The sequence below is a fragment of the Zoogloea sp. genome, assembly GCF_023150065.1.
GTDB lineage: Bacteria > Pseudomonadota > Gammaproteobacteria > Burkholderiales > Rhodocyclaceae > Zoogloea.
This window is the reverse complement of sequence record NZ_JAKLLN010000002.1, coordinates 15,986-33,610: the sequence shown is the minus strand read 5'-3', so window position 1 is coordinate 33,610 and position 17,625 is coordinate 15,986. Positions and strand designations below refer to the sequence as shown.

At 64.2% G+C, this 17,625-nt stretch carries 16 protein-coding genes, 1 tRNA gene and 2 pseudogenes; 12 read left to right on the top strand and 7 right to left on the bottom strand.

Features of this window, described 5'->3' with window-relative positions:
* Positions 1–90: 90 nt before the first annotated feature.
* The 5 genes from rpsU to L6Q67_RS03385 all read left to right on the top strand — a co-directional run bounded on the left by rpsU (position 91) and on the right by L6Q67_RS03385 (position 5,003).
* Positions 91–303: a 30S ribosomal protein S21 gene (gene rpsU, locus L6Q67_RS03405; protein WP_079432811.1), complete on the top strand. Its 213-nt coding sequence runs from the start codon at positions 91–93 to the stop codon at positions 301–303.
* A 130-nt stretch (positions 304–433) separates the two neighbouring features.
* On the top strand, positions 434–880 hold the full coding sequence (locus L6Q67_RS03400) for a GatB/YqeY domain-containing protein (RefSeq protein WP_296565315.1): 447 nt from the start codon (positions 434–436) through the stop codon (positions 878–880).
* Positions 881–923: 43 nt separating this feature from the next.
* Positions 924–2,789 carry a DNA primase gene (gene dnaG, locus L6Q67_RS03395; RefSeq protein WP_296565312.1) on the top strand — a complete coding sequence of 622 codons (1,866 nt, stop codon included), beginning with the start codon at positions 924–926 and terminating at the stop codon, positions 2,787–2,789.
* A 135-nt stretch (positions 2,790–2,924) separates the two neighbouring features.
* Entirely contained in the window at positions 2,925–4,883 is a 1,959-nt protein-coding gene (rpoD, locus tag L6Q67_RS03390) for an RNA polymerase sigma factor RpoD (RefSeq protein WP_296565310.1), read from the top strand.
* A gap of 43 nt (positions 4,884–4,926) precedes the next feature.
* Positions 4,927–5,003, top strand: a tRNA-Ile gene (locus tag L6Q67_RS03385).
* A 160-nt stretch (positions 5,004–5,163) separates the two neighbouring features.
* Here the strand turns inward: L6Q67_RS03385 and L6Q67_RS03380 are convergent.
* A pseudogene (locus L6Q67_RS03380) lies at positions 5,164–5,271 on the bottom strand (IS5/IS1182 family transposase); the annotation flags it as partial.
* Between the two features lie 432 nt (positions 5,272–5,703).
* Between L6Q67_RS03380 and L6Q67_RS03375 the strand changes: the two are divergent.
* Positions 5,704–6,455, top strand: a pseudogene (locus L6Q67_RS03375) (IS5 family transposase).
* A 36-nt stretch (positions 6,456–6,491) separates the two neighbouring features.
* On the opposite strand, the gene L6Q67_RS03370 reads toward L6Q67_RS03375, so the two are convergent.
* From L6Q67_RS03370 to L6Q67_RS03355, 4 genes are all read right to left on the bottom strand, one after another.
* The gene (locus L6Q67_RS03370) at positions 6,492–6,872 is read right to left on the bottom strand and encodes a transcriptional regulator (RefSeq protein WP_296565307.1); all 381 of its coding nucleotides are present in this window, start codon (positions 6,870–6,872) and stop codon (positions 6,492–6,494) included.
* An 8-nt stretch (positions 6,873–6,880) separates the two neighbouring features.
* Positions 6,881–7,174, bottom strand: coding sequence for a type II toxin-antitoxin system HigB family toxin (locus tag L6Q67_RS03365; RefSeq protein WP_296565304.1), 294 nt, complete (start codon positions 7,172–7,174; stop codon positions 6,881–6,883).
* 38 nt (positions 7,175–7,212) lie between these two features.
* The gene (locus tag L6Q67_RS03360; RefSeq protein ID WP_296565301.1) at positions 7,213–8,196 is read right to left on the bottom strand and encodes a tyrosine-type recombinase/integrase; all 984 of its coding nucleotides are present in this window, start codon (positions 8,194–8,196) and stop codon (positions 7,213–7,215) included.
* 200 nt (positions 8,197–8,396) lie between these two features.
* On the bottom strand, positions 8,397–9,308 hold the full coding sequence (locus L6Q67_RS03355; RefSeq protein WP_296565298.1) for a LysR family transcriptional regulator: 912 nt from the start codon (positions 9,306–9,308) through the stop codon (positions 8,397–8,399).
* Positions 9,309–9,413: 105 nt separating this feature from the next.
* Here L6Q67_RS03355 and gstA point away from each other — a divergent pair, with 105 nt between their 5' ends.
* The 3 genes from gstA to L6Q67_RS03340 all read left to right on the top strand — a co-directional run bounded on the left by gstA (position 9,414) and on the right by L6Q67_RS03340 (position 10,852).
* Positions 9,414–10,022 carry a glutathione transferase GstA gene (gene gstA, locus L6Q67_RS03350; RefSeq protein WP_296565294.1) on the top strand — a complete coding sequence of 203 codons (609 nt, stop codon included), beginning with the start codon at positions 9,414–9,416 and terminating at the stop codon, positions 10,020–10,022.
* 216 nt (positions 10,023–10,238) lie between these two features.
* Positions 10,239–10,460, top strand: a complete 222-nt coding sequence (locus L6Q67_RS03345; RefSeq protein ID WP_296565292.1) for a 4-oxalocrotonate tautomerase family protein — start codon at positions 10,239–10,241, stop codon at positions 10,458–10,460.
* Positions 10,457–10,852 (top strand): nuclear transport factor 2 family protein, encoded by a 396-nt coding sequence (locus L6Q67_RS03340; protein ID WP_296565289.1) that lies wholly within the window; start codon positions 10,457–10,459, stop codon positions 10,850–10,852. The genes L6Q67_RS03345 and L6Q67_RS03340 overlap by 4 nt, the downstream gene beginning before the upstream one ends.
* 18 nt (positions 10,853–10,870) lie before the next feature.
* On the opposite strand, the gene L6Q67_RS03335 is transcribed toward L6Q67_RS03340, so the two are convergent.
* Together L6Q67_RS03335 and L6Q67_RS03330 are read right to left on the bottom strand one after the other, a co-directional pair.
* On the bottom strand, positions 10,871–12,778 hold the full coding sequence (locus L6Q67_RS03335) for a DUF4105 domain-containing protein (protein ID WP_296565286.1): 1,908 nt from the start codon (positions 12,776–12,778) through the stop codon (positions 10,871–10,873).
* A gap of 26 nt (positions 12,779–12,804) precedes the next feature.
* Positions 12,805–13,209, bottom strand: a complete 405-nt coding sequence (locus L6Q67_RS03330) for a DUF3015 family protein (protein ID WP_296565284.1) — start codon at positions 13,207–13,209, stop codon at positions 12,805–12,807.
* Positions 13,210–13,356: 147 nt separating this feature from the next.
* Between L6Q67_RS03330 and L6Q67_RS03325 the strand changes: the two genes are divergently transcribed.
* The 3 genes from L6Q67_RS03325 (at position 13,357) to L6Q67_RS03315 (ending at position 17,620) form a co-directional block, all read left to right on the top strand.
* A complete protein-coding gene (locus tag L6Q67_RS03325) occupies positions 13,357–13,665 on the top strand; it encodes a DUF5710 domain-containing protein (protein WP_296565279.1) in 309 nt (102 codons plus the stop codon).
* A gap of 212 nt (positions 13,666–13,877) precedes the next feature.
* Positions 13,878–15,488, top strand: coding sequence for a methyl-accepting chemotaxis protein (locus L6Q67_RS03320; protein WP_296565276.1), 1,611 nt, complete (start codon positions 13,878–13,880; stop codon positions 15,486–15,488).
* 125 nt (positions 15,489–15,613) lie between these two features.
* Positions 15,614–17,620: a TonB-dependent copper receptor gene (locus L6Q67_RS03315; protein WP_296565274.1), complete on the top strand. Its 2,007-nt coding sequence runs from the start codon at positions 15,614–15,616 to the stop codon at positions 17,618–17,620.
* The last annotated feature ends 5 nt before the right edge of the window (positions 17,621–17,625 follow it).

The following is a 17,625-nucleotide window of genomic DNA, read 5'->3' as shown; positions in this document are numbered from 1 at the left end:
CCAACAAAGCTAAAAGTGGACTTGGTAGACCCGAACGACTTGGTTATACTCATCGTTTTTCCGTCCAAAGAATTTTCGAGGAAGCACGCAATGCCGGGTATTCGCGTCAAAGAAAACGAGCCGTTTGAAGTTGCCATCCGCCGCTTCAAGCGCACCATTGAAAAAGTGGGCCTGCTGCCCGAGCTCCGCTCCCGCGAGTTCTACGAAAAGCCCACCGCCGAGCGCAAGCGCAAGCTGGCCGCCGCGGTGAAGCGCCATCACAAGCGCCTGCGCAGCCAGACCCTGCCCCCGAAGATGTACTAAGCAACACCCGAGTACACGCTTCCCGATCGCCACGCGATGCGCGCTTTTTGCGCGAGCGCGTGGCGTTTGTGCTTTTCCGCTGCACGGCCCCGCACTTGGCCCGCGCGAATCATCATCAGGAACTCCATCCATGTCCCTCAAGGTTCAAATCTCCGACGACATGAAGGCCGCCATGCGCGCCAAGGACAGTGCACGCCTGTCCGCCCTGCGCCTGCTGCTGGCCGCCATCAAGCAGCGCGAAGTGGATGAACGGATCGAGCTTGATGATGCCGCCGTCGTGGCTGTCGTGGACAAGATGCTCAAGCAGCGCCGGGACTCGGTCGCCCAGTACGAAGCCGCTCAGCGCTTTGACCTGGCCAGCGCCGAGCGCTTCGAGATCGACGTGCTGACGGCCTACAAGCCCGCCGGCCTGAGCCTCGAACAGATCGCCGCCATCATCGATGCAGCCTTGGTCAGCACCGGCGCCAGCACGCCCGCCGACATGGGAAAGCTGATGGCCGCAGTCAAGCCGCAGCTTGCCGGCAAGGCCGACATGACCGAGGTCTCCAAACTGGTCAAATCCCGCCTCGGCAACTAGGATTCATGGGAATGATGGCGCCCTCGCGCGCCGTCCGGACATCATGATTCCGCAATCCTTCATCCAGGATCTTCTCGCCCGCGTCGATATCGTCGAGGTCATCGAACGCTACCTGCCGCTCAAGAAGGGCGGGGCAAACTATTTTGCCTGCTGCCCCTTTCACGGCGAGAAGTCGGCGTCCTTTTCCGTCAGCCCGACCAAGCAGTTTTATCACTGCTTCGGCTGCGGCGTGCACGGCAGCGCCATCAGCTTCCTGATGGAATACAGCGGCCTCGGCTTCATCGACGCCGTGAAGGAGCTCGCCGGCACGGTGGGCATGGAAGTCCCGGAAGACGACTTCACCCCGAACCGCGACCGCGCCAAGGAGCAATCCCTCACCGAAGTCATGGCCCAGGCGGCCCGCTTCTACAAGGATCAGCTCAAACGCAGCCCGGTGGCCATCGACTACCTCAAGGGTCGCGGCCTGACCGGCGAGATCGCCGCCCGCTACGGTCTCGGCTACGCCCCGGAGGGCTGGCAGGCCCTGCAGGCCGCCTTTGCCGACTACAGCGCAGCCCAGCTGCTCGAATGCGGCCTGGTCCTCGAAAACGAGCAGAACCGCCGATACGACCGCTTCCGCGACCGCATCATGTTCCCCATCCAGGACCAGCGCGGCAACGTCATCGGCTTCGGCGGCCGGGTCCTGGGCAAGGGCGAGCCCAAATACCTGAACTCCCCCGAGACACCGATCTTCGAGAAGGGGCGGGAGCTCTACGGCCTGGTTCAGGCACGTCAGGCCGTACGCGAGCAGGAATGCGTGCTGGTCGTCGAGGGCTACATGGACGTGGTCGGCCTGGCCCAGTTCGGGGTCGGCAACGCCGTCGCGACCCTCGGCACCGCTGCCACGCCCCACCACATCCAGAAGCTCCTGCGCCTCACCGACCGGGTGGTGTTCTGCTTCGACGGCGACGCCGCCGGCCGCCGCGCCGCCGGCCGCGCACTCGAGGTCAGCCTCGAACACCTGGCCGACAACAAGACCGTCAGCTTCCTCTTCCTGCCCGAGGAGCACGACCCCGACAGCTTCGTCCGCGCCGAAGGCCCCGACGCCTTCCGCACTGCCATGACCCGGGCCCAACCCCTGGCCGAATTCCTGCTCGCCGAGCTGCGCAAGGACATCGACCTGGGCACCGCCGAAGGCTGCGCCCGCCTGGTCCACGAAGCCAAGCCCCTGATCACCCGCATCGCCGCACCGCTGCTGCGCCTGCAGGTGATCAAGATGCTCGCCGAGGCAGCCGGCTTCACCCAGGCTGAAGTGGAAACGGCCTTCGGCCTGAAGTCGGCGGCCCCGCCTCCCCGGCGCTTTGAATCCGACAGGCAGTTCGACTCCGGCTTCCCACGCGACTTTGGCGACGGCAGTGGTGGCGGGCGCTTCCGCGGCGGGCGCCGTGGCTTCGGCAAGGAACTCCCGCGCCTGGCACCCCGGCAGACACCGTCCAACCCGGTCGAGACCCTGCTCAAGCTGGTGATCCAGCACCCCGTCTGGGCAGCCCGCCTGCCCATCGACCTGCTCCCCCACGACACCCCCGAAGGCCTGGCCCTGATCGCCATGACCGACGCCATGAGCGTCGGCGACCTGCCCACCCACGGACTCGGCGCCCTGCTCGAACACTATCGCGACACGCCCCATGCGCCGGTGCTGTCGCGGATCTCCGGCCAACTGGCGGATACGCCACTGGACGAAGCCATGCTGGAACCCCAGTTCAACGACACACTCTACAAACTCGAATCCAACCTGATCGAGAAAGAGATCAACACCCTGAACGCCAGAGCCCGCGAAAGCGGCCTCGAACCTGCAGCACGAAGGCGGCTTGCAGAGCTGCTTTCGCTGAAAGAGAAGCTCAAAACCCGAGCCAAAGTATCGGATTCGTAATATAATTTTCGGTTTCGCGAAATTCGCCCGCCGAGACCTATCGCAACGGCGCGCCAAAGCAGACGCAGGGACGCAGACACAGAGACCTGCCGACAGCTTTGCGCCAACAGCTCGGACGACCAATCGAGGACAGCCATGACCACGGAAAAGCCCAAACAACCGCGCAAAGCGCCTGCCAAGCCGCGAGCAGCCAAGGTCAAGGACAAACTCGCCCCGATGATCGCCGAGGCCCCCTCGGCGGAAGAGGCTGAAGTTCGCCGCACCCGGCTCAAGACCCTGATCGCTCTCGGCAAGGAACGGGGCTACCTCACCTACGCCGAGATCAATGACCACCTGCCCGACGACCTCGTCGACGCCGAGCAGATCGAGTCCATCATCACCACCTTCAACGACATGGGCATCCAGGTCTTCGACGTGGCCCCGGCCGCTGAAGACCTCCTCATGTCGGAAGTCGCCCCCACCGTGGTGGACGACGAACAGGCCGAAGCCGAAGCCGAGCAGACCCTCTCCGCGGTCGACTCCGAATTCGGCCGCACCACCGACCCCGTGCGCATGTACATGCGCGAGATGGGCACCGTGGAGCTCCTCACCCGCGAAGGCGAAATCGAAATCGCCAAGCGTATCGAGGAAGGTCTGAAGCACATGATCCAGGCGATCTCCGCCTGTCCGACGACCATCGCCGAGATCCTCGAGGCCGCCGACAAGATCGGCCGCGACGAGATGCGCATCGACGAACTCATCGACGGTCTGATCGACCCCAACGCCGTCGAGGCCATCGAAGAGCTCGCCGAGAGCGATGACCTCGAAGTGGACGAAGCCGACGAAGGCGACGACGAGGAAGACGACGGCGGTGCCGGCGCCCAGTCCGCTTCGCTGATCAAGCTCAAGGCCGACGCGCTCGAACGCTTCGCCACCCTGCGCGGCCTCTATGAAAAGATGGCTGCAGCCCTCCAGAAGAAGGGCTACCAGGACAAGACCTACATGAAGCTCCAGGAGCAGGTCTCCAACGAGCTCATGAACATCCGCTTCACCGCCCGCACCACCGAGCGGCTGTGCGACGCCGTGCGCCACATGGTCGACCAGGCCCGCGGCCACGAGCGCAAGATCCTGAATCTGTGCGTAGACAAGGCCGGCATGCCGCGCCCCCACTTCATCAAGAGCTTCCCGGGCAACGAGACCAATCTCGACTGGCTCAAGGCCGAGATCTCCGCCGGCCCCAACAATGCGCCGGTGCTGATGCGCATGCAGCCCGCCGTGCTCGAAGAGCAGCAAAAGCTGATCGACCTGCAGGACCGCATCGGCATTCCTCTCAAGGAACTCAAGGACATCAACAAACAGATGTCCACCGGGGAAGCCAAGGCCCGCCGCGCCAAGCGCGAAATGACCGAGGCCAACCTGCGCCTGGTGATCTCCATCGCCAAGAAGTACACCAACCGCGGCCTGCAGTTCCTCGACCTGATCCAGGAAGGCAACATCGGCCTTATGAAGGCCGTGGACAAGTTCGAATACCGCCGCGGCTACAAGTTCTCCACCTATGCCACCTGGTGGATCCGCCAAGCCATCACCCGCTCGATCGCCGACCAGGCCCGCACCATCCGCATCCCGGTGCACATGATCGAGACGATCAACAAGATGAACCGGATCTCCCGCCAGATCCTGCAGGAAACCGGCAACGAGCCCGATCCCGCCACCCTGGCCGAGAAGATGGAGATGCCCGAGGAGAAGATCCGCAAGATCCTCAAGATCTCCAAGGAACCCATCTCCATGGAGACCCCGATCGGCGACGACGACGACTCCCACCTGGGCGATTTCATCGAGGACAACGCCACCCTGGCCCCGGCCGAGGCAGCCCTGTATTCCAGCCTGCGCGATGCCACCAAGGAAGTCCTGGACTCCCTCACCCCGAGGGAAGCCAAGGTGCTGCGCATGCGTTTCGGCATCGAGATGAACACCGACCACACCCTGGAAGAAGTCGGCAAACAGTTCGATGTCACCCGCGAGCGCATCCGCCAGATCGAAGCCAAGGCCCTGCGCAAGCTGCGCCACCCCAGCCGCTCCGAGCGCCTGCGCAGCTTCCTCGACAACGAAGCCTGATCGCAGCCGGGCCGCTCCCCAGCGGCCCCCGTGCTCCCCTTTCGGGCCCATAGCTCAGTTGGTTAGAGCAGGCGACTCATAATCGCTTGGTCACAGGTTCAAGTCCTGTTGGGCCCACCATATGCTTCAAACACTCAGGCCAACCCTCCGGGGTTGGCCTTGTGCTTTTCAGAGCCATTGCTCCCCAGCCGCTCCCGGAACCGTGTATCGGCGGCTGCCCATGCACCTATCTTGCAACGTCGCGGCAACAAGACTACATCTGCCTAGGGTGTGTGGACATTCACGCAGCCCAAATGACAACGGCACATAGACAGATGAACGACGCAAAACGGGATGCGAGCTTGTCGTAGCGGGTTGCGATGCGCCGAAACTGTTTGACGCGGCAAAATCTGATGCGCTCCGGGGTCAGATCCTTCAGCAGCTCGGCCAGCAGGGAATGCACCCTGCCAAGCAGGGAAAGCTCCCCCTGCCCTTTCTTGCGGCCCCGGGTAATCCGCTCACCCCCGGGCCGGATGGCTTTCTCGTGGTCGCGCTTGTAGGAGCGGGCGGCCACGTAGGCGGCCCAGGCTTCACCAACGGTCACGGCTTGCCGCTGCAGTTCCTTCTGCTCGGCTTCGGCAGCCGCCTTGCAGGTGTGGACGGCGGCCTGCTTGTCGGCCTTCTCTTGCCGCGGGTCGATACTCTGGTCGATCAGGATCCGCGGGCATTGTCATGTATTGAGGGGCTAGAGTCTGTGGACATTTAGTCCCTGCGCTTGCTCAAGGGGCTGTTCACAAAGGCTGATTTCTGTTTACATCCTGTCTTTTGGGTCACGACAGGCATGGCACGGATGTGGTTGCGGGATGATCAATGGGCACGGATCGAAGGGATGCTCCCGGGTAAGGTGGGAGACCGGGGCCGCAGTGCTGCGGATAGCCGTCGCTTCGTCGAGGCCGTCCTGTGGATTGCCCGGACGGGGAGTCCATGGCGGGATCTGCCCGAGGAGTTCGGTCTCTGGAACTCGGTATTCCGACGTTTTGCGCGATGGTCTGATGCCGGCGTGTGGGCTCAGGTGTTCACGACGCTGGCTCAGGATGCAGATTTCGAGGAGGTCTTCCTGGACACGACCATCGTTCGCGCCCATCAGCATGCCGCAGGCGCACCCAAAAAAAGGGGGAGCAGGCGCTCGGGCGCTCACGCGGGGGACTGAGCACCAAGATCCACGCGCTGGTCGAGGGGCTGGGGCATCTGGCCCGCTTTGAACTGACGCCGGGACAAGCCGGCGATGTCAAACGGGCCACGGATCTGCTCGAGGGGCTACCGGTGCAGACCGTCATGGCCGACACGGCTTACGATGCCGCCCATCTGATCGACCCCTTGAACGAACGCGGGGTGACGACCGTCATTCCCTCTCACCCTACGCGCAAGCATCCGAGGCCTCTCGACAAGCACCTTTACCGCAGCCGCAATCTGGTCGAACGCTGGTTTTGCCGCGTCAAACAGTTTCGGCGCATCGCAACCCGCTACGACAAGCTCGCATCCCGTTTTGCGTCGTTCATCTGTCTATGTGCCGCTGTCATTTTGGCTGCGTGAATGTCCACACACCCTAGGCGCGGCGGTGGTACTCGGTCAGGCGGCGATGGGCTCGCGAAGCGCGTAAGGTTGAATCAGCACGTCGGCAGGCAGGCCCAGGCCTGCACACAGACGGCGGATCATCGTCACAGACAAGGGGCGGGTACGGTTCATGATGTCGGCTACCCGGCCACGCGGCCCGATGTACTGCTCCAAGTCCTTCCGGGTGAGCCCCCGGACATCCATGATGTACTCCAGGTAGGAAATGGGATCGGGCGCTTCGATCGGGAAATGCGCCTTCTCAAAGGCCTCCACCAGCATGGCAAGGACTTCCAGCCGGTCTGCATCTGCACTGCCCTCGGGAGCGTCCCAAAGACGTTCAATGTCGGCCAGGGCTTCGGCGTGCTCGGCTTCGGTTCGGATGGGCTTCAGTTCCATTGCGGCTCCTAGATGGTTTCGGCGTCGATCCGGTCATACTCGGCATGGGTGCCGACAAACCGGATGAACATCATGGTGGAGGTGTAGCGCACAGCCACCACCAGCCGGTAATCATTGCCCTTGATGTTGAACACCACACGGTTGTTTGCCAGGAAGCTGGCATTCCGGTGCGCAGCCTTGATGGCCGCCGGTGTTGCCCAGTCGGCCCGGCTTGCCTCGGCATACCATGCACGCAAAGGCGTTTCAGCCTGCGGATGCTTCTCCCAAAATTCGCGTAGTGCTCGCAGTGCAATGATGTGCATGCCTCAATCTAGCACGTTACCGTTTCGGTATCAATCTATCAGTTTCCCACGACCCGCAGCCCCTGGACCTGCCCTTCGCACGGCTGTTCGATGCCCGCGTGCTCCAGAATCCAAGCCTCGATCTTCACGTGCCACATGCGCAGCAGGTCGAGAGGCCGGCGGCGATAGTGCTTCTCGGCCAGGGCGGACGGCTTGTGTCCCTGGATCTGGGCCACCACTCCCACCGGGCACTCCACCCGCTCGGCCAACGTGCCGAAGGAACGACGCAGGTCATGCAGGGAGAACGGCGGCAGGCCAGCAGCCTCCATCGCCTTCTTGTGGGGCTTGAGCGGTTCCTGGAGGCGGCCGGATGCCGCCGAGGGGCTGGAGAACACCCATTCATTTCGACGTGGCAGGGCCGCCAGCAGCGCCGACACATAGGGCGTCAGCGGGATGGTGCGCTCCCCTTCTACCTTGTCCCGGATGGTCAGGGACTTCCATTGGAAGTCGACGCAATCCCACGTCAGGCCGGCCAGCTCCTCGCGGCGCGCGCCGGTCAGCAGCAGGGTTTGCAGGTAGGCAGAGTGCACCGGGTTGCCCAGCTTCCGGACATGCTCGAACCACAGGGGCAACTGCTCCCGCTGCAGGCTGTCGCCTTTGGCGTTGGCCGCCTGCACCTGGTCCCGCACTTCGCTGGTGCGGCACGCGTCCGCCCGGACGAGGCCGGCATACTCCGACCGCTCGGCACACCAGCCGAGGAAGGCGCGCACAGGGCGGAAGTTCTTCGCCGCTTCGGTAGCGCCGCGGGCGTTGTTCGCCTGCATCCAGGTCGTGAGGCGCTCCGGGGTCAGATCCTTCAACGGTTCGGCCAGCAGGGAATGCACCATGCCAGGCAGGGAAAACTCCCCCTGCCCTTTCTTGCGGCCCCGGGTAATCCGCTCACCCCCGGGCAGGATGGCTTTCTCGTGGTCGCGCTTGTGGGAGTCGCCCCACTTGTGGGAGCGGGCGGCCACGTAGGCGGCCCAGGCTTCGCCAACGGTCACGGCTTGCCGCTGCAGTTCCTTCTGCTCGGCTTCGGCAGCCGCCTTGCAGGTGTCGACGGCGGCCTGCTTGTCGGCCTTCTCTTGCCGCGGGTCGATACTCTGGTCGATCAGGATCCGCGGGCATTGTCATGCATTGAGGGGCTAGCCGCCCCACTGGCTGGAGTGTGGGGCGACGGCATCGACGGACCGGCACGATAGGGTCAGCGCACCAAGTGCTGGAGCAGGAAGTCAATCAACACGCGCACGCGTAGCGGCATGTGCCGGCTCGCTGGGTAAAGCAGCGAGAATGGTCTCGATGCGCCAGCGTAGTTCGAAAGCAACTCCACAAGGCGGCCTTCTCGCAGATCTTCCTCAACAAGGAACCTGTAGGTCTGCAGTACGCCCGCCCCCGCCCGAGCCAGGGTTACCGGCCCGAGGATGTCATCGGCACAGCGCAGGCGTCCCGGTGGAGCATGCTCGATGATGCGACCTTCGTGCCGCAAAAGCCACGGAACGGGCTGCCCGGTGCTTGGCAGCATGAACTGAATGCACTCATGTTGAGACAGATGATCGAGCGTTCTCGGTTCTCCCTGAGCGCGCACATAGTCCGGTGCTGCGACGACCACCAGTTCTGCATCTTCCAGTTTGCGTGCCACCAGCCCTGAGTCTGGTGGCGTACGCCCACGTACCGCCAGATCAAAGCCTTCATCGGTGAAGTCGATATTGCGGTTCGACAGGTGCAGGTCGAGTTCGATTGCCGGGTACTGCCGGGTGAACGCCGGCAGCAACGGCAGCACCCGATAGTGACCGTAGGACGTAGGCAGGCTCACCCGCAGCACGCCAGCCGGAGCAGTCTGCTCACCCGTGATCTCACGCTCGGCCTCCACCAATTGTTCCAGCGCGTGCTGACACTGCCCGTAAAAGCGCTGACCGGCGTCGGTCAAGCGCACCTGGCGCGTTGTCCGCATAAAGAGGCGTACCCCCAAGCGAGCCTCCAAGCGTGCAATTGAGCGGCTCACCGCCGCCGCTGTAAGGCCGGTGGCTTTGGCTGCGGCGGTGAAGCCACCATGTTTGGCTGTCAGGCAAAACAGCTCCAAGCTACCCAGTTGAAGGGTTTCAAACTGGCGACTCACTATTGATATCCATGTAATCAGTGAAGTGATTTTCTATCCGTTTATTATCAACCAAGTCGTCAATAAACTTTCACCGCTCAATCTCTGTTGAAAGGATCGACGACCATGAAACTGTACTTTTCCCCCGCAGCGTGCTCACTTGCCTCGCACATCGTGCTCCACGAGGTTGGCCTGCCCTTCTCGCTCGAACAGGTCGACACCGCCCGCCACATCACCAGCGACGGCAGGGATTTCTACAAGATCAACGCCAAAGGCCAGGTGCCGGTGCTGGAACTGGAAGACGGCACCCGGCTGACGGAAGGCCCGGTGATATCTCAGTTCATTGCCGACGCGGCGCACGCAATCTCGCTAATGCCCGCACCCGGCACCCTGGCCCGCTATCGCGTGATGGAGTGGCAGAACTACATCACCAGCGAACTGCACAAATCGTTCACTCCCCTCTTCCGCACCGATCTGGCTACGGAGGCCAAGGCCACCCTGGCTGCCACGCTGTGCAGGAAGCTGGAGTGGTTGAACACGCAGTTGGCGAGCCAGCCCTATCTCACTGGCGCGAGCTTCACGGTCGCCGACGCATACCTCTTCGTGGTGCTGGGCTGGGCCAAGTTCGTGAATATCGGCCTCAACGACTGGCCCCATCTGCAGGCCTTCGTCACGGAGGTGGGCAAACGGCCCGCCGTACGTGCGGCAATGAAAACCGAGGGCCTGCGGGCCTGAGCACCGAAGCCCCCTCACCTGCCCAGCCCCAGCCCGGAATACACAGCCCGCTCTCCTGGCTCCCACAGCCAGCAGCAACGGCGGTCGCCTGATCACAGGCCGTGAGCCGGGCTGAAGCCGAGGGCTTCCCTGGAAGCAGTGCGATGACGAGCGCGACTCGCTGAGCGGCTCGCGCACTGCATTCCACTTCTCCCCCCCTTTGAAGGAGCATAAGGCATGCCCTACGTCCACATCCAAATCACGCGAGAAGGTGCAACGGCCGAACAGAAGGCCCAACTCATCCGCGGCACAACGGATCTGCTGGTTCGCGTACTGAACAAGAACCCCGCCACCACCTTTGTGGTGATCGACGAAGTCGACACAGGCGACTGGGGCGTTGGCGGTGAAACGGTCACCGTACTAAACCAGCGCGCCCGCGAGCAGGAGTCCAAGCGATGAACGATCACGTCCAAGCCTATGCCGAGGTTGCTGCGGTTCTGCAGGTCTACTTCGACGGCCTTCACCACAGCGACACAGATCGGCTGAGCCGTGTTTTCCACCCACAGGCCGTTTACGCAACCGCCAGTGCAGACATGCCACTGATCCTGCGAATGGACGAATATTTTCCCCTCATTGATGCGCGCCCCTCTCCCGCATCACGTAACGAGGCGCGCACCGACCACATCGACTCCATCGAATTTGTCGGGCCGGTGACGGCCTTGGCCAAGCTGCGTTGTTCAATCAGGCCACGCCACTTCATCGACATCCTGACCTTGATCCACGTTGACGACCGCTGGCAAATCATCGCCAAAGTCTTTCACTTCGATGCAGAGCGTCCACTCGCCACATGATCACCAGATTGCGCATCTTCAGAAGTACACCAGCACTCCGACCGAAAACTCGCGGATCTCTCCAAACTGCGTCCACGCGGCGCGCACCGCCAGATCGCGATTCAGCGTGTAGTGCTGGGCGAGCGTCCAGCGGGTCTCGTCCGAGTGCGCCCCCCAGCGGTAGGCAGTCCGGGTAAGACGGGCGGAGACTTTCCAGCCGGCGGCGGGTTCGGCGATCAGGCCGGCATTGAAGCCCGGGCCGGCGCGCTGTGCGTGCCCGGCTCCGTCCTCGAACTCCAGGCCCGGCAGGGCGAACCACAGGATGCGCCACGGCCAACGGGTTTCGCTGGCCAGGCCGGCCTGGGCCTGGGCGCGGAAGACCAGGCAGTCCGGGCAGTCCCGCCGGGGGGCGGGTGCCCACCCCGCCTGGGCCCGCCAGGCCGGGCGGGGCAGCACGGGGTTGAAGGGCGGCAGTGATTCTATGGAAATCAGGCTCAGCGCATTCAGGCGTGTACGGCCTGTCGCGGGGGAGTGGTGAAGAGAGCCGCCAAGCAGTTCGATGGCGGCCTCCGGCGCATAGCCGGCATCGGCCTCGAGCAGATCGTGAAAACTGGCGCGGGCACTGAGTTCGATGAAGCCCTGGCCACCTCGCTGCCCCACGGCCAGGCCGCTGCGACGGGACGCATGCCCAGCCTCCGGACGGCCGGCGTAGGGGGCAATGGTGAGGGATGAAACACCCGGGCCCAGGGCACTGCGGGCAGACAGCAGTCGATGGAGGCCCTCATCCGGGGGAGCGGTGGCATCCGCCCCCTCCTTCCCGGGACCGGCGCCACCGCTCCGCTGACGCAGATCCATGGCCAGGTCGAGAAGCAAGGCCTGGCGATCCGGGGCCAGGGCGCGAAACGCCGGCTTGCCCACCTGGTCGAGATCCGCGCGGACGGCCTGCGCCTGCCTCCGCTCCCCAGCGTCCAGAGCGGCGTAGCGCCGCCGGATCGCGCTGCCCCGCGCCGGACGCGGCGTGGCGCCCTGCACCAGCCCGGCTTCGGCATTGATCAGGCGCAGAACGTCGGGGGGCGCCACCCACAGGGCAAAGCGGTCGGACAAGGCCAGGGCGGGATCGGCCACTTCCAGCAAGGTCAGGAGCTGCCAGGCGCAGTTCTCGCTGAAGAAGAAGTAATCGAACTTGACCCCACGCAGCTCCCACAGATGGGCAATGAGCCGGTCCATCTGGCCTGCGCCGAGATTGAGCCGGTATTCCCAGATATCCCGGTTCTCGATGTCGCTGTAGTTGCGCACCAGGCGATCATAGGATTGCAGGTCGAAGTAGCCGGTGAAGCCGCCGGCGATCCCCTTTATGCCGTACATCAGGCCCGTGCTGCCGCTGTCGTCCGCCGCGTAGCTGACCGCGTAAGCCAGGAGCGGGGTGCCGGCCGAGGCATCACGCCGGTCTAGGCGCAGCAGGGTATGGCCGAAGAGCGAGGCGGGATTGTTGAGGTATGCGGAGGTGAACACCAGCGTCGCAGACTCGGCGTCCAGCTCGGTCTTCCAGCGGGAGAATTCCCTGCAAGGCAGTTCGGGGAGGCGTAGTGAGTCGAATCCCAGCGCCTGGCGGAGCCACGTGTAGCGGGCGACAAAGGCGCACTGGGCCGGCTGTGGGTCCGCGCCGACGGGCGCGTTCGAAAAGAACGCGGCCAGGGTTGCGGCGAGCTCGGCGGCGGGATCGGTCTTGCCCCCCGGGGCAAGAAAGAAGCGCGGATCGTCGGCATCACTGGTGACGCCACCGCCCAGGGTGTTGCGGCGGTAATGCAGGAGCACCTGCCAGCTCCGGCTTTCGGCCAGATGCGCCTCGGCGGCCCGCTGCTGCAGTTCGACGAGATAGGCAGGGTCGGCCTTCGCGCCCGACGCCCACAGCATCAGGCCAAGGGCCAGCAGCGCGCCGGCGCGCACGCGCGCGGCCGGCGTGAAATCGCCCCTCAGTTCAGGGCGACGCGCTGGGCAAAGCGCGGGTCGGCACGCATTTCACGATCGAGTGCAGCCAGCATGTCGGCGGCACCGGTCTGCGCATTGGGGAACAGGCGGGTGAAATTGCCTTGGGCAAAAGCAAAGAAGGCTGGCCGCTGGGCAGCTTCGATCTGCATCAGGCTGGCGAGCGACGACAGGTACTCACCCTGACCGATGCTGATGTCCCGCTTCAGGTGATCGAAATTGTTCTCGGTGAAACGGGCAATACGCTGCTCCCGGGTCATCAGCGATGCGCTCTTTGAATCACCGCCACTGCTGCTACTGCTGTGGCTGCTGGAGCTCGGGTCGATGACGGTACAGGCCGCGGCGCTGACAGCCAGCAGCGAAACGAGGGCAAGTTTAGGCAAGGTCTTCATGTTCGAACCAACCCGGAGTGGAGAAATCGGGCTCAAAGTATCGCCGTCAATACTGGGTGGGTCAATCCATGCACCGGGCCGGCCCCTGCCGGACGGGGATACAATCAGCCCCCCGATTCCAGGCGAACCACGGAAGCACGAACCACGATGAGAACCAACCTGCAGGTACCGTTTGCCGAGAAGGACCAGGCCAAGGCGCTGGGAGCCCGATGGGACGCCACCAAGCGCCTCTGGTACGTACAGAACGTGAGCGATCTGGCGCCCTTCGCACGCTGGCTGCCCCAGGGCAGTGACAGGCCGACGGCCTCCGCCGGAGCCGGCCGGAAGACGGAAGCCGCATCCGTCGTGAAGACCGGCGCACGCTACTTCAAGCTGGACTGCGACTGCCTGCCCTGGGTGGGCTGCACCAAGTGCCGCCACACGCTCGAGGCACACAGCTGGAGCACGTCAGCCTGACCGAGCACCGACCCGGATTGCGCGAACATGCAGACATCCGGTTGTCATTTCTTCCAAAAACGCGCTGGATATTCCTCAAGTTCCGCCCGTAACAGCCGTTTTCCCGGGCACACAACCGAGTGCTCTAGGCCCAACCCTGACCGTTCGGACTGCTGTGACCGTGCTCGCGCCATGCGCAGGGCTCCTTCGGGACGTTTTTTCGGGAATCCATGATGACTATCGCTCACCGCCTGCAACTTCTTGTCGGCGCAGCCCTGGTTAGCCTGCTCGTGCTCGCCGGCATCAATTACCAGCAGATGAACCAGGTCTACGAACAGACCAACTTCTCCAGCGTCAACGTGGTCCCCAGCATCGAGATCCTCAACAAGATTGCCATTGACTTCGGCCGCCTGCGCATCCGGGTCTATCGCCATGGTCTAGTAACCGATGCCGAAGAGATGGCCCAGATTGAAACCACCATCGCTGAAATCCAGAAATCCCTGGAACAATCTCTGAAAGACTATGAGCCACTGATCGCCAGCGAAGAAGACCGCCGTCTGCTGAACGCTGAACGCACCGAGTATGTACGCCTGAACGAATTGATCGCGGCCATCCTGCCGGTATCCCGCGCCAACCGCACCGAGGAAGTGCGGACCATGCTGGGCAAGTTTGACCCCGAGGCCGTCAAGTTCAACCAGAGCCTCGAAGCACACATGAAATTCAACCGTGACCTGGGCCTCTCCAGCTCAGCCGCGGCTGCAGCGCTCAAGGACAAAGCAATCTGGATCAACATCGGCGTTCTGGTACTGACCGGCCTGCTGATGGCCGGCATGAGTGCGGCCATCATCCGCAGCATCGCCTCACGGCTTGGCCAGGCCAACCAGATGGCGGCCCGGATTGCCGGTGGGGATCTGTCCGGCCAGGCGGTGCATGGTCAGAGTTCCGATGAGATCGGCACCCTGCTCCGCTCCCTGGAAACCATGCGCAGCGAGCTGGCGCGGACCATCACCGAAGTCATCTCCAACTCCAACGATGTGGCCAGTTCGGCCAGCCAGCTGTCCAGCGCGGCCCAGCAGGTGTCGATCAGCAGCGAACAACAGTCCAGCGCCACCTCCTCGGCCGCGGCGGCCGTGGAGCAACTCACCGTCAGCATCGACCATGTGGGCTCCAGCGCCGACGACGCCAGCGCCCGGGCCGCCGAGGCTGGCAGCCAGGCCGTCGTGAGCGGCAAGGGTGTGGATGCTGCCGCAGAGCGGATCGGCCGGGTGGCGGAACAGGTCGAAACCACCGCCGGGCAGATGCAGGCCCTCTCCGAACAGGTCCAGCAGATCGACAAGATCACCGTGGTGATCCGCGAGGTGGCCGACCAGACCAATCTCCTGGCGCTCAACGCCGCCATCGAGGCTGCCCGCGCCGGTGAGCAGGGCCGCGGCTTTGCGGTGGTGGCCGACGAAGTGCGCAAACTGGCCGAACGCACCACCAGCTCCGTCCAGGAGATCAGCTCGGTCATCAGCACCATCCAGCACGGTGCTGCCGGCGCAGTGAGCAGCATGCAATCGAGCCGGACGCTGGTTAACGAGGTGGTGGTTGCGGCGAGCACGGCAAGCGAGTCGATGGCCGGGATCTGCCACTCCGCCTCGACCATGCAGAGCGCCATCGGCAACATCTCCGATGCCCTGCGCGAGCAGCGTGGCGCCTCCACCGACCTGGCCCGCAACGTCGAAGCCATCGCCCAGATGTCGGAAGAGAACTCGGCCGCCGTCGGCTCGGTGGCCAGCACCGCCCACCGCCTACTGACCGTCGCAGACAGCCTGAAAGGCAGCGTTTCGCGCTTCCGGGTTTGAAGCACCTTCAAGCTGCGACACTATGACGCACCAACTTGGTGCGTCATTTTTGCTGCAAATCAAATCCTCCGCTTTCCGCAAAACCTAAGGTGGCGCTCTCTTGAAAACCCAGGGAGCCCACCTCCATGCTTCACCCCGCATCACACTGGCCCGCCCGCCTGCCCCTCGCCCTCGCCATCTCCTGCGCCTTTCCGGCTTTCGCAGACACCACCCTGCGTGAGGTCGTGGTCACCGCCCCCGCCATGGAGGCGCCCCTCACAGTCAGCACCGACCCCCGCGCCCCGCGCCAGCCGGTACCGGCCCATGACGGCGCCGACTACCTGAAGAACATCCCCGGCTTCTCGGTGATCCGCAAGGGCGGCACCGACGGCGACCCGGTGTTCCGTGGCATGGCCGCCTCGCGCCTGGGCATCCTGCTGGACGGAGAGATGATCCTGGGGGGCTGCGGCATGCGCATGGACCCGCCCACTGCCTACGTCTTCCCCGAGGCCTTCGACCGCATCACCGTGCTCAAAGGCCCGCAGACCGTGAAATACGGCCCGGGCAACAGCGCCGGGGTGGTGCTCTTCGAACGTGCGCCCAAGGTCCGCAAGGCCTTCTCCGCCTACGCCGAAGGCAGCGTGCTGGCCGGCAGCTTCGGACGCAACGACCAGGTGCTGGAGGCCGGCGTCGGCAATGAGCGCTACTACGGCGAGATCACCGGCACCCATTCCCACAGCCAGGACTACAAGGACGGCGCCGGACGCCAGGTGCACTCCCGCTACGACCGCTGGAGCGTGAGCGGCGCCGTGGGGCTGACTCCGGACGAGAACACCCGCCTCGAGCTGAGCTTCGCCAAGAGCGACGGCCAAGCCGCCTATGCCGATCGCAGCATGGACGGTGCCGCCTTCGACCGGACCAACGTGGGCCTGAAGTTCGAAAAATCCCGCATCAGCCCGCTGCTCGCCAAACTGGAAGGCCAGATCTACCGCAACTACGTGGATCACGTGATGGACAACTACAGCCTGCGCAGTACCACAGGCATGAAGATGGTCAGCAACCCGGACCGGGAGACCAAGGGCGGGCGCTTCGCCGCCACCCTCGATCTGAGCCCCCGCAGCACCCTGGAAACCGGCATCGACTTCCAGACCAATGACCACAGCCTGCGCAGCGCCAGCGGCAACGCCGTGAGCAGCTACGACAGCCTGGGCCGCCGCCCCGACATGCGCTTCAACACCTGGGGCGTGTTCGGCGAGCTGACCCATGAACTCAACGCCGCCCACCGCCTGATCGGCGGGGCACGCCTGGACTGGAGCGAGGCCGAAGACCAGCGCAGCGGCAAGGCCACCTCGGGGCGCAGCGACAAGGACACCCTCAAGGCCGGCTTCCTGCGCTGGGAGAACGCCTTCACGCCCACCACCACCCTTTACGCCGGCCTGGGCCACAGCGAACGGGCCGCTGACTACTGGGAACGCACCAAAGCCCCCGGCGCCACCTCGATGATGATGAGCGGCAGCGCCAGCACCTTCTTCCTGAAACCCGAAAAGACCACCCAGCTCGACACCGGCGCCATCTACGCCGCTGGCCCCCTGCGCGCCTCGGCGTCCCTGTTCTACGCCAAGCACAAGGATTTCATCCAGATCCGGCAGATCAACGCCTTCGCCACCGACGCCCTCAACATCGACGCCACCACCTACGGGCTGGAAGGCGACATGAGCTATGCCCTGGGGAATTTCTGGAAGGCCTGGGGCACGCTGGCCTGGGTGCATGGCGAGAACGACAGCAGCGGCAAGCCCCTGTCCCAGATCCCGCCCCTCGAAGGCCGCCTCGGCGCCGGCTACGACGACAAGACCTGGAACGCCGGCGCCCTGCTCCGCATGGTCCAGGGCCAGAAGCGCTACGACGCTGGCTACGGCAACGTCGTGGGGCAGGACATCGGCGCCTCGGCCGGCTTTGCCATCGTCTCCCTCAACGCCGGCTACCGCCCGCGCAAAGGTGTGCTGTTTACCGCCGGGGTGGACAACCTGTTCGACCGGACCTACGCGGAGTACATCAGCCGCAGCGGCGCCATGGTGGGCGGCTTTACCCAGACCACCCGGGTGAACGAACCCGGCCGGACCCTGTGGCTGAAGGCCAATATTGCGCTGAACTGAGGCCT

What these genes read in the sequence shown, in the direction of transcription:
- L6Q67_RS03370 (WP_296565307.1), bottom strand. Translation starts at nt 6,872, where the DNA reads ATGGAACTGAAGCCCATCCGAACCGAAGCCGAGCACGCCGAAGCCCTG.
- L6Q67_RS03325 (WP_296565279.1), top strand. Translation starts at nt 13,357, where the DNA reads ATGAGAACCAACCTGCAGGTACCGTTTGCCGAGAAGGACCAGGCCAAG.
- L6Q67_RS03365 (WP_296565304.1), bottom strand. Translation starts at nt 7,174, where the DNA reads ATGCACATCATTGCACTGCGAGCACTACGCGAATTTTGGGAGAAGCAT.
- L6Q67_RS03400 (WP_296565315.1), top strand. Translation starts at nt 434, where the DNA reads ATGTCCCTCAAGGTTCAAATCTCCGACGACATGAAGGCCGCCATGCGC.
- gstA (WP_296565294.1), top strand. Translation starts at nt 9,414, where the DNA reads ATGAAACTGTACTTTTCCCCCGCAGCGTGCTCACTTGCCTCGCACATC.
- dnaG (WP_296565312.1), top strand. Translation starts at nt 924, where the DNA reads ATGATTCCGCAATCCTTCATCCAGGATCTTCTCGCCCGCGTCGATATC.
- L6Q67_RS03315 (WP_296565274.1), top strand. Translation starts at nt 15,614, where the DNA reads ATGCTTCACCCCGCATCACACTGGCCCGCCCGCCTGCCCCTCGCCCTC.
- rpoD (WP_296565310.1), top strand. Translation starts at nt 2,925, where the DNA reads ATGACCACGGAAAAGCCCAAACAACCGCGCAAAGCGCCTGCCAAGCCG.
- L6Q67_RS03330 (WP_296565284.1), bottom strand. Translation starts at nt 13,209, where the DNA reads ATGAAGACCTTGCCTAAACTTGCCCTCGTTTCGCTGCTGGCTGTCAGC.
- L6Q67_RS03340 (WP_296565289.1), top strand. Translation starts at nt 10,457, where the DNA reads ATGAACGATCACGTCCAAGCCTATGCCGAGGTTGCTGCGGTTCTGCAG.
- L6Q67_RS03320 (WP_296565276.1), top strand. Translation starts at nt 13,878, where the DNA reads ATGACTATCGCTCACCGCCTGCAACTTCTTGTCGGCGCAGCCCTGGTT.
- rpsU (WP_079432811.1), top strand. Translation starts at nt 91, where the DNA reads ATGCCGGGTATTCGCGTCAAAGAAAACGAGCCGTTTGAAGTTGCCATC.
- L6Q67_RS03345 (WP_296565292.1), top strand. Translation starts at nt 10,239, where the DNA reads ATGCCCTACGTCCACATCCAAATCACGCGAGAAGGTGCAACGGCCGAA.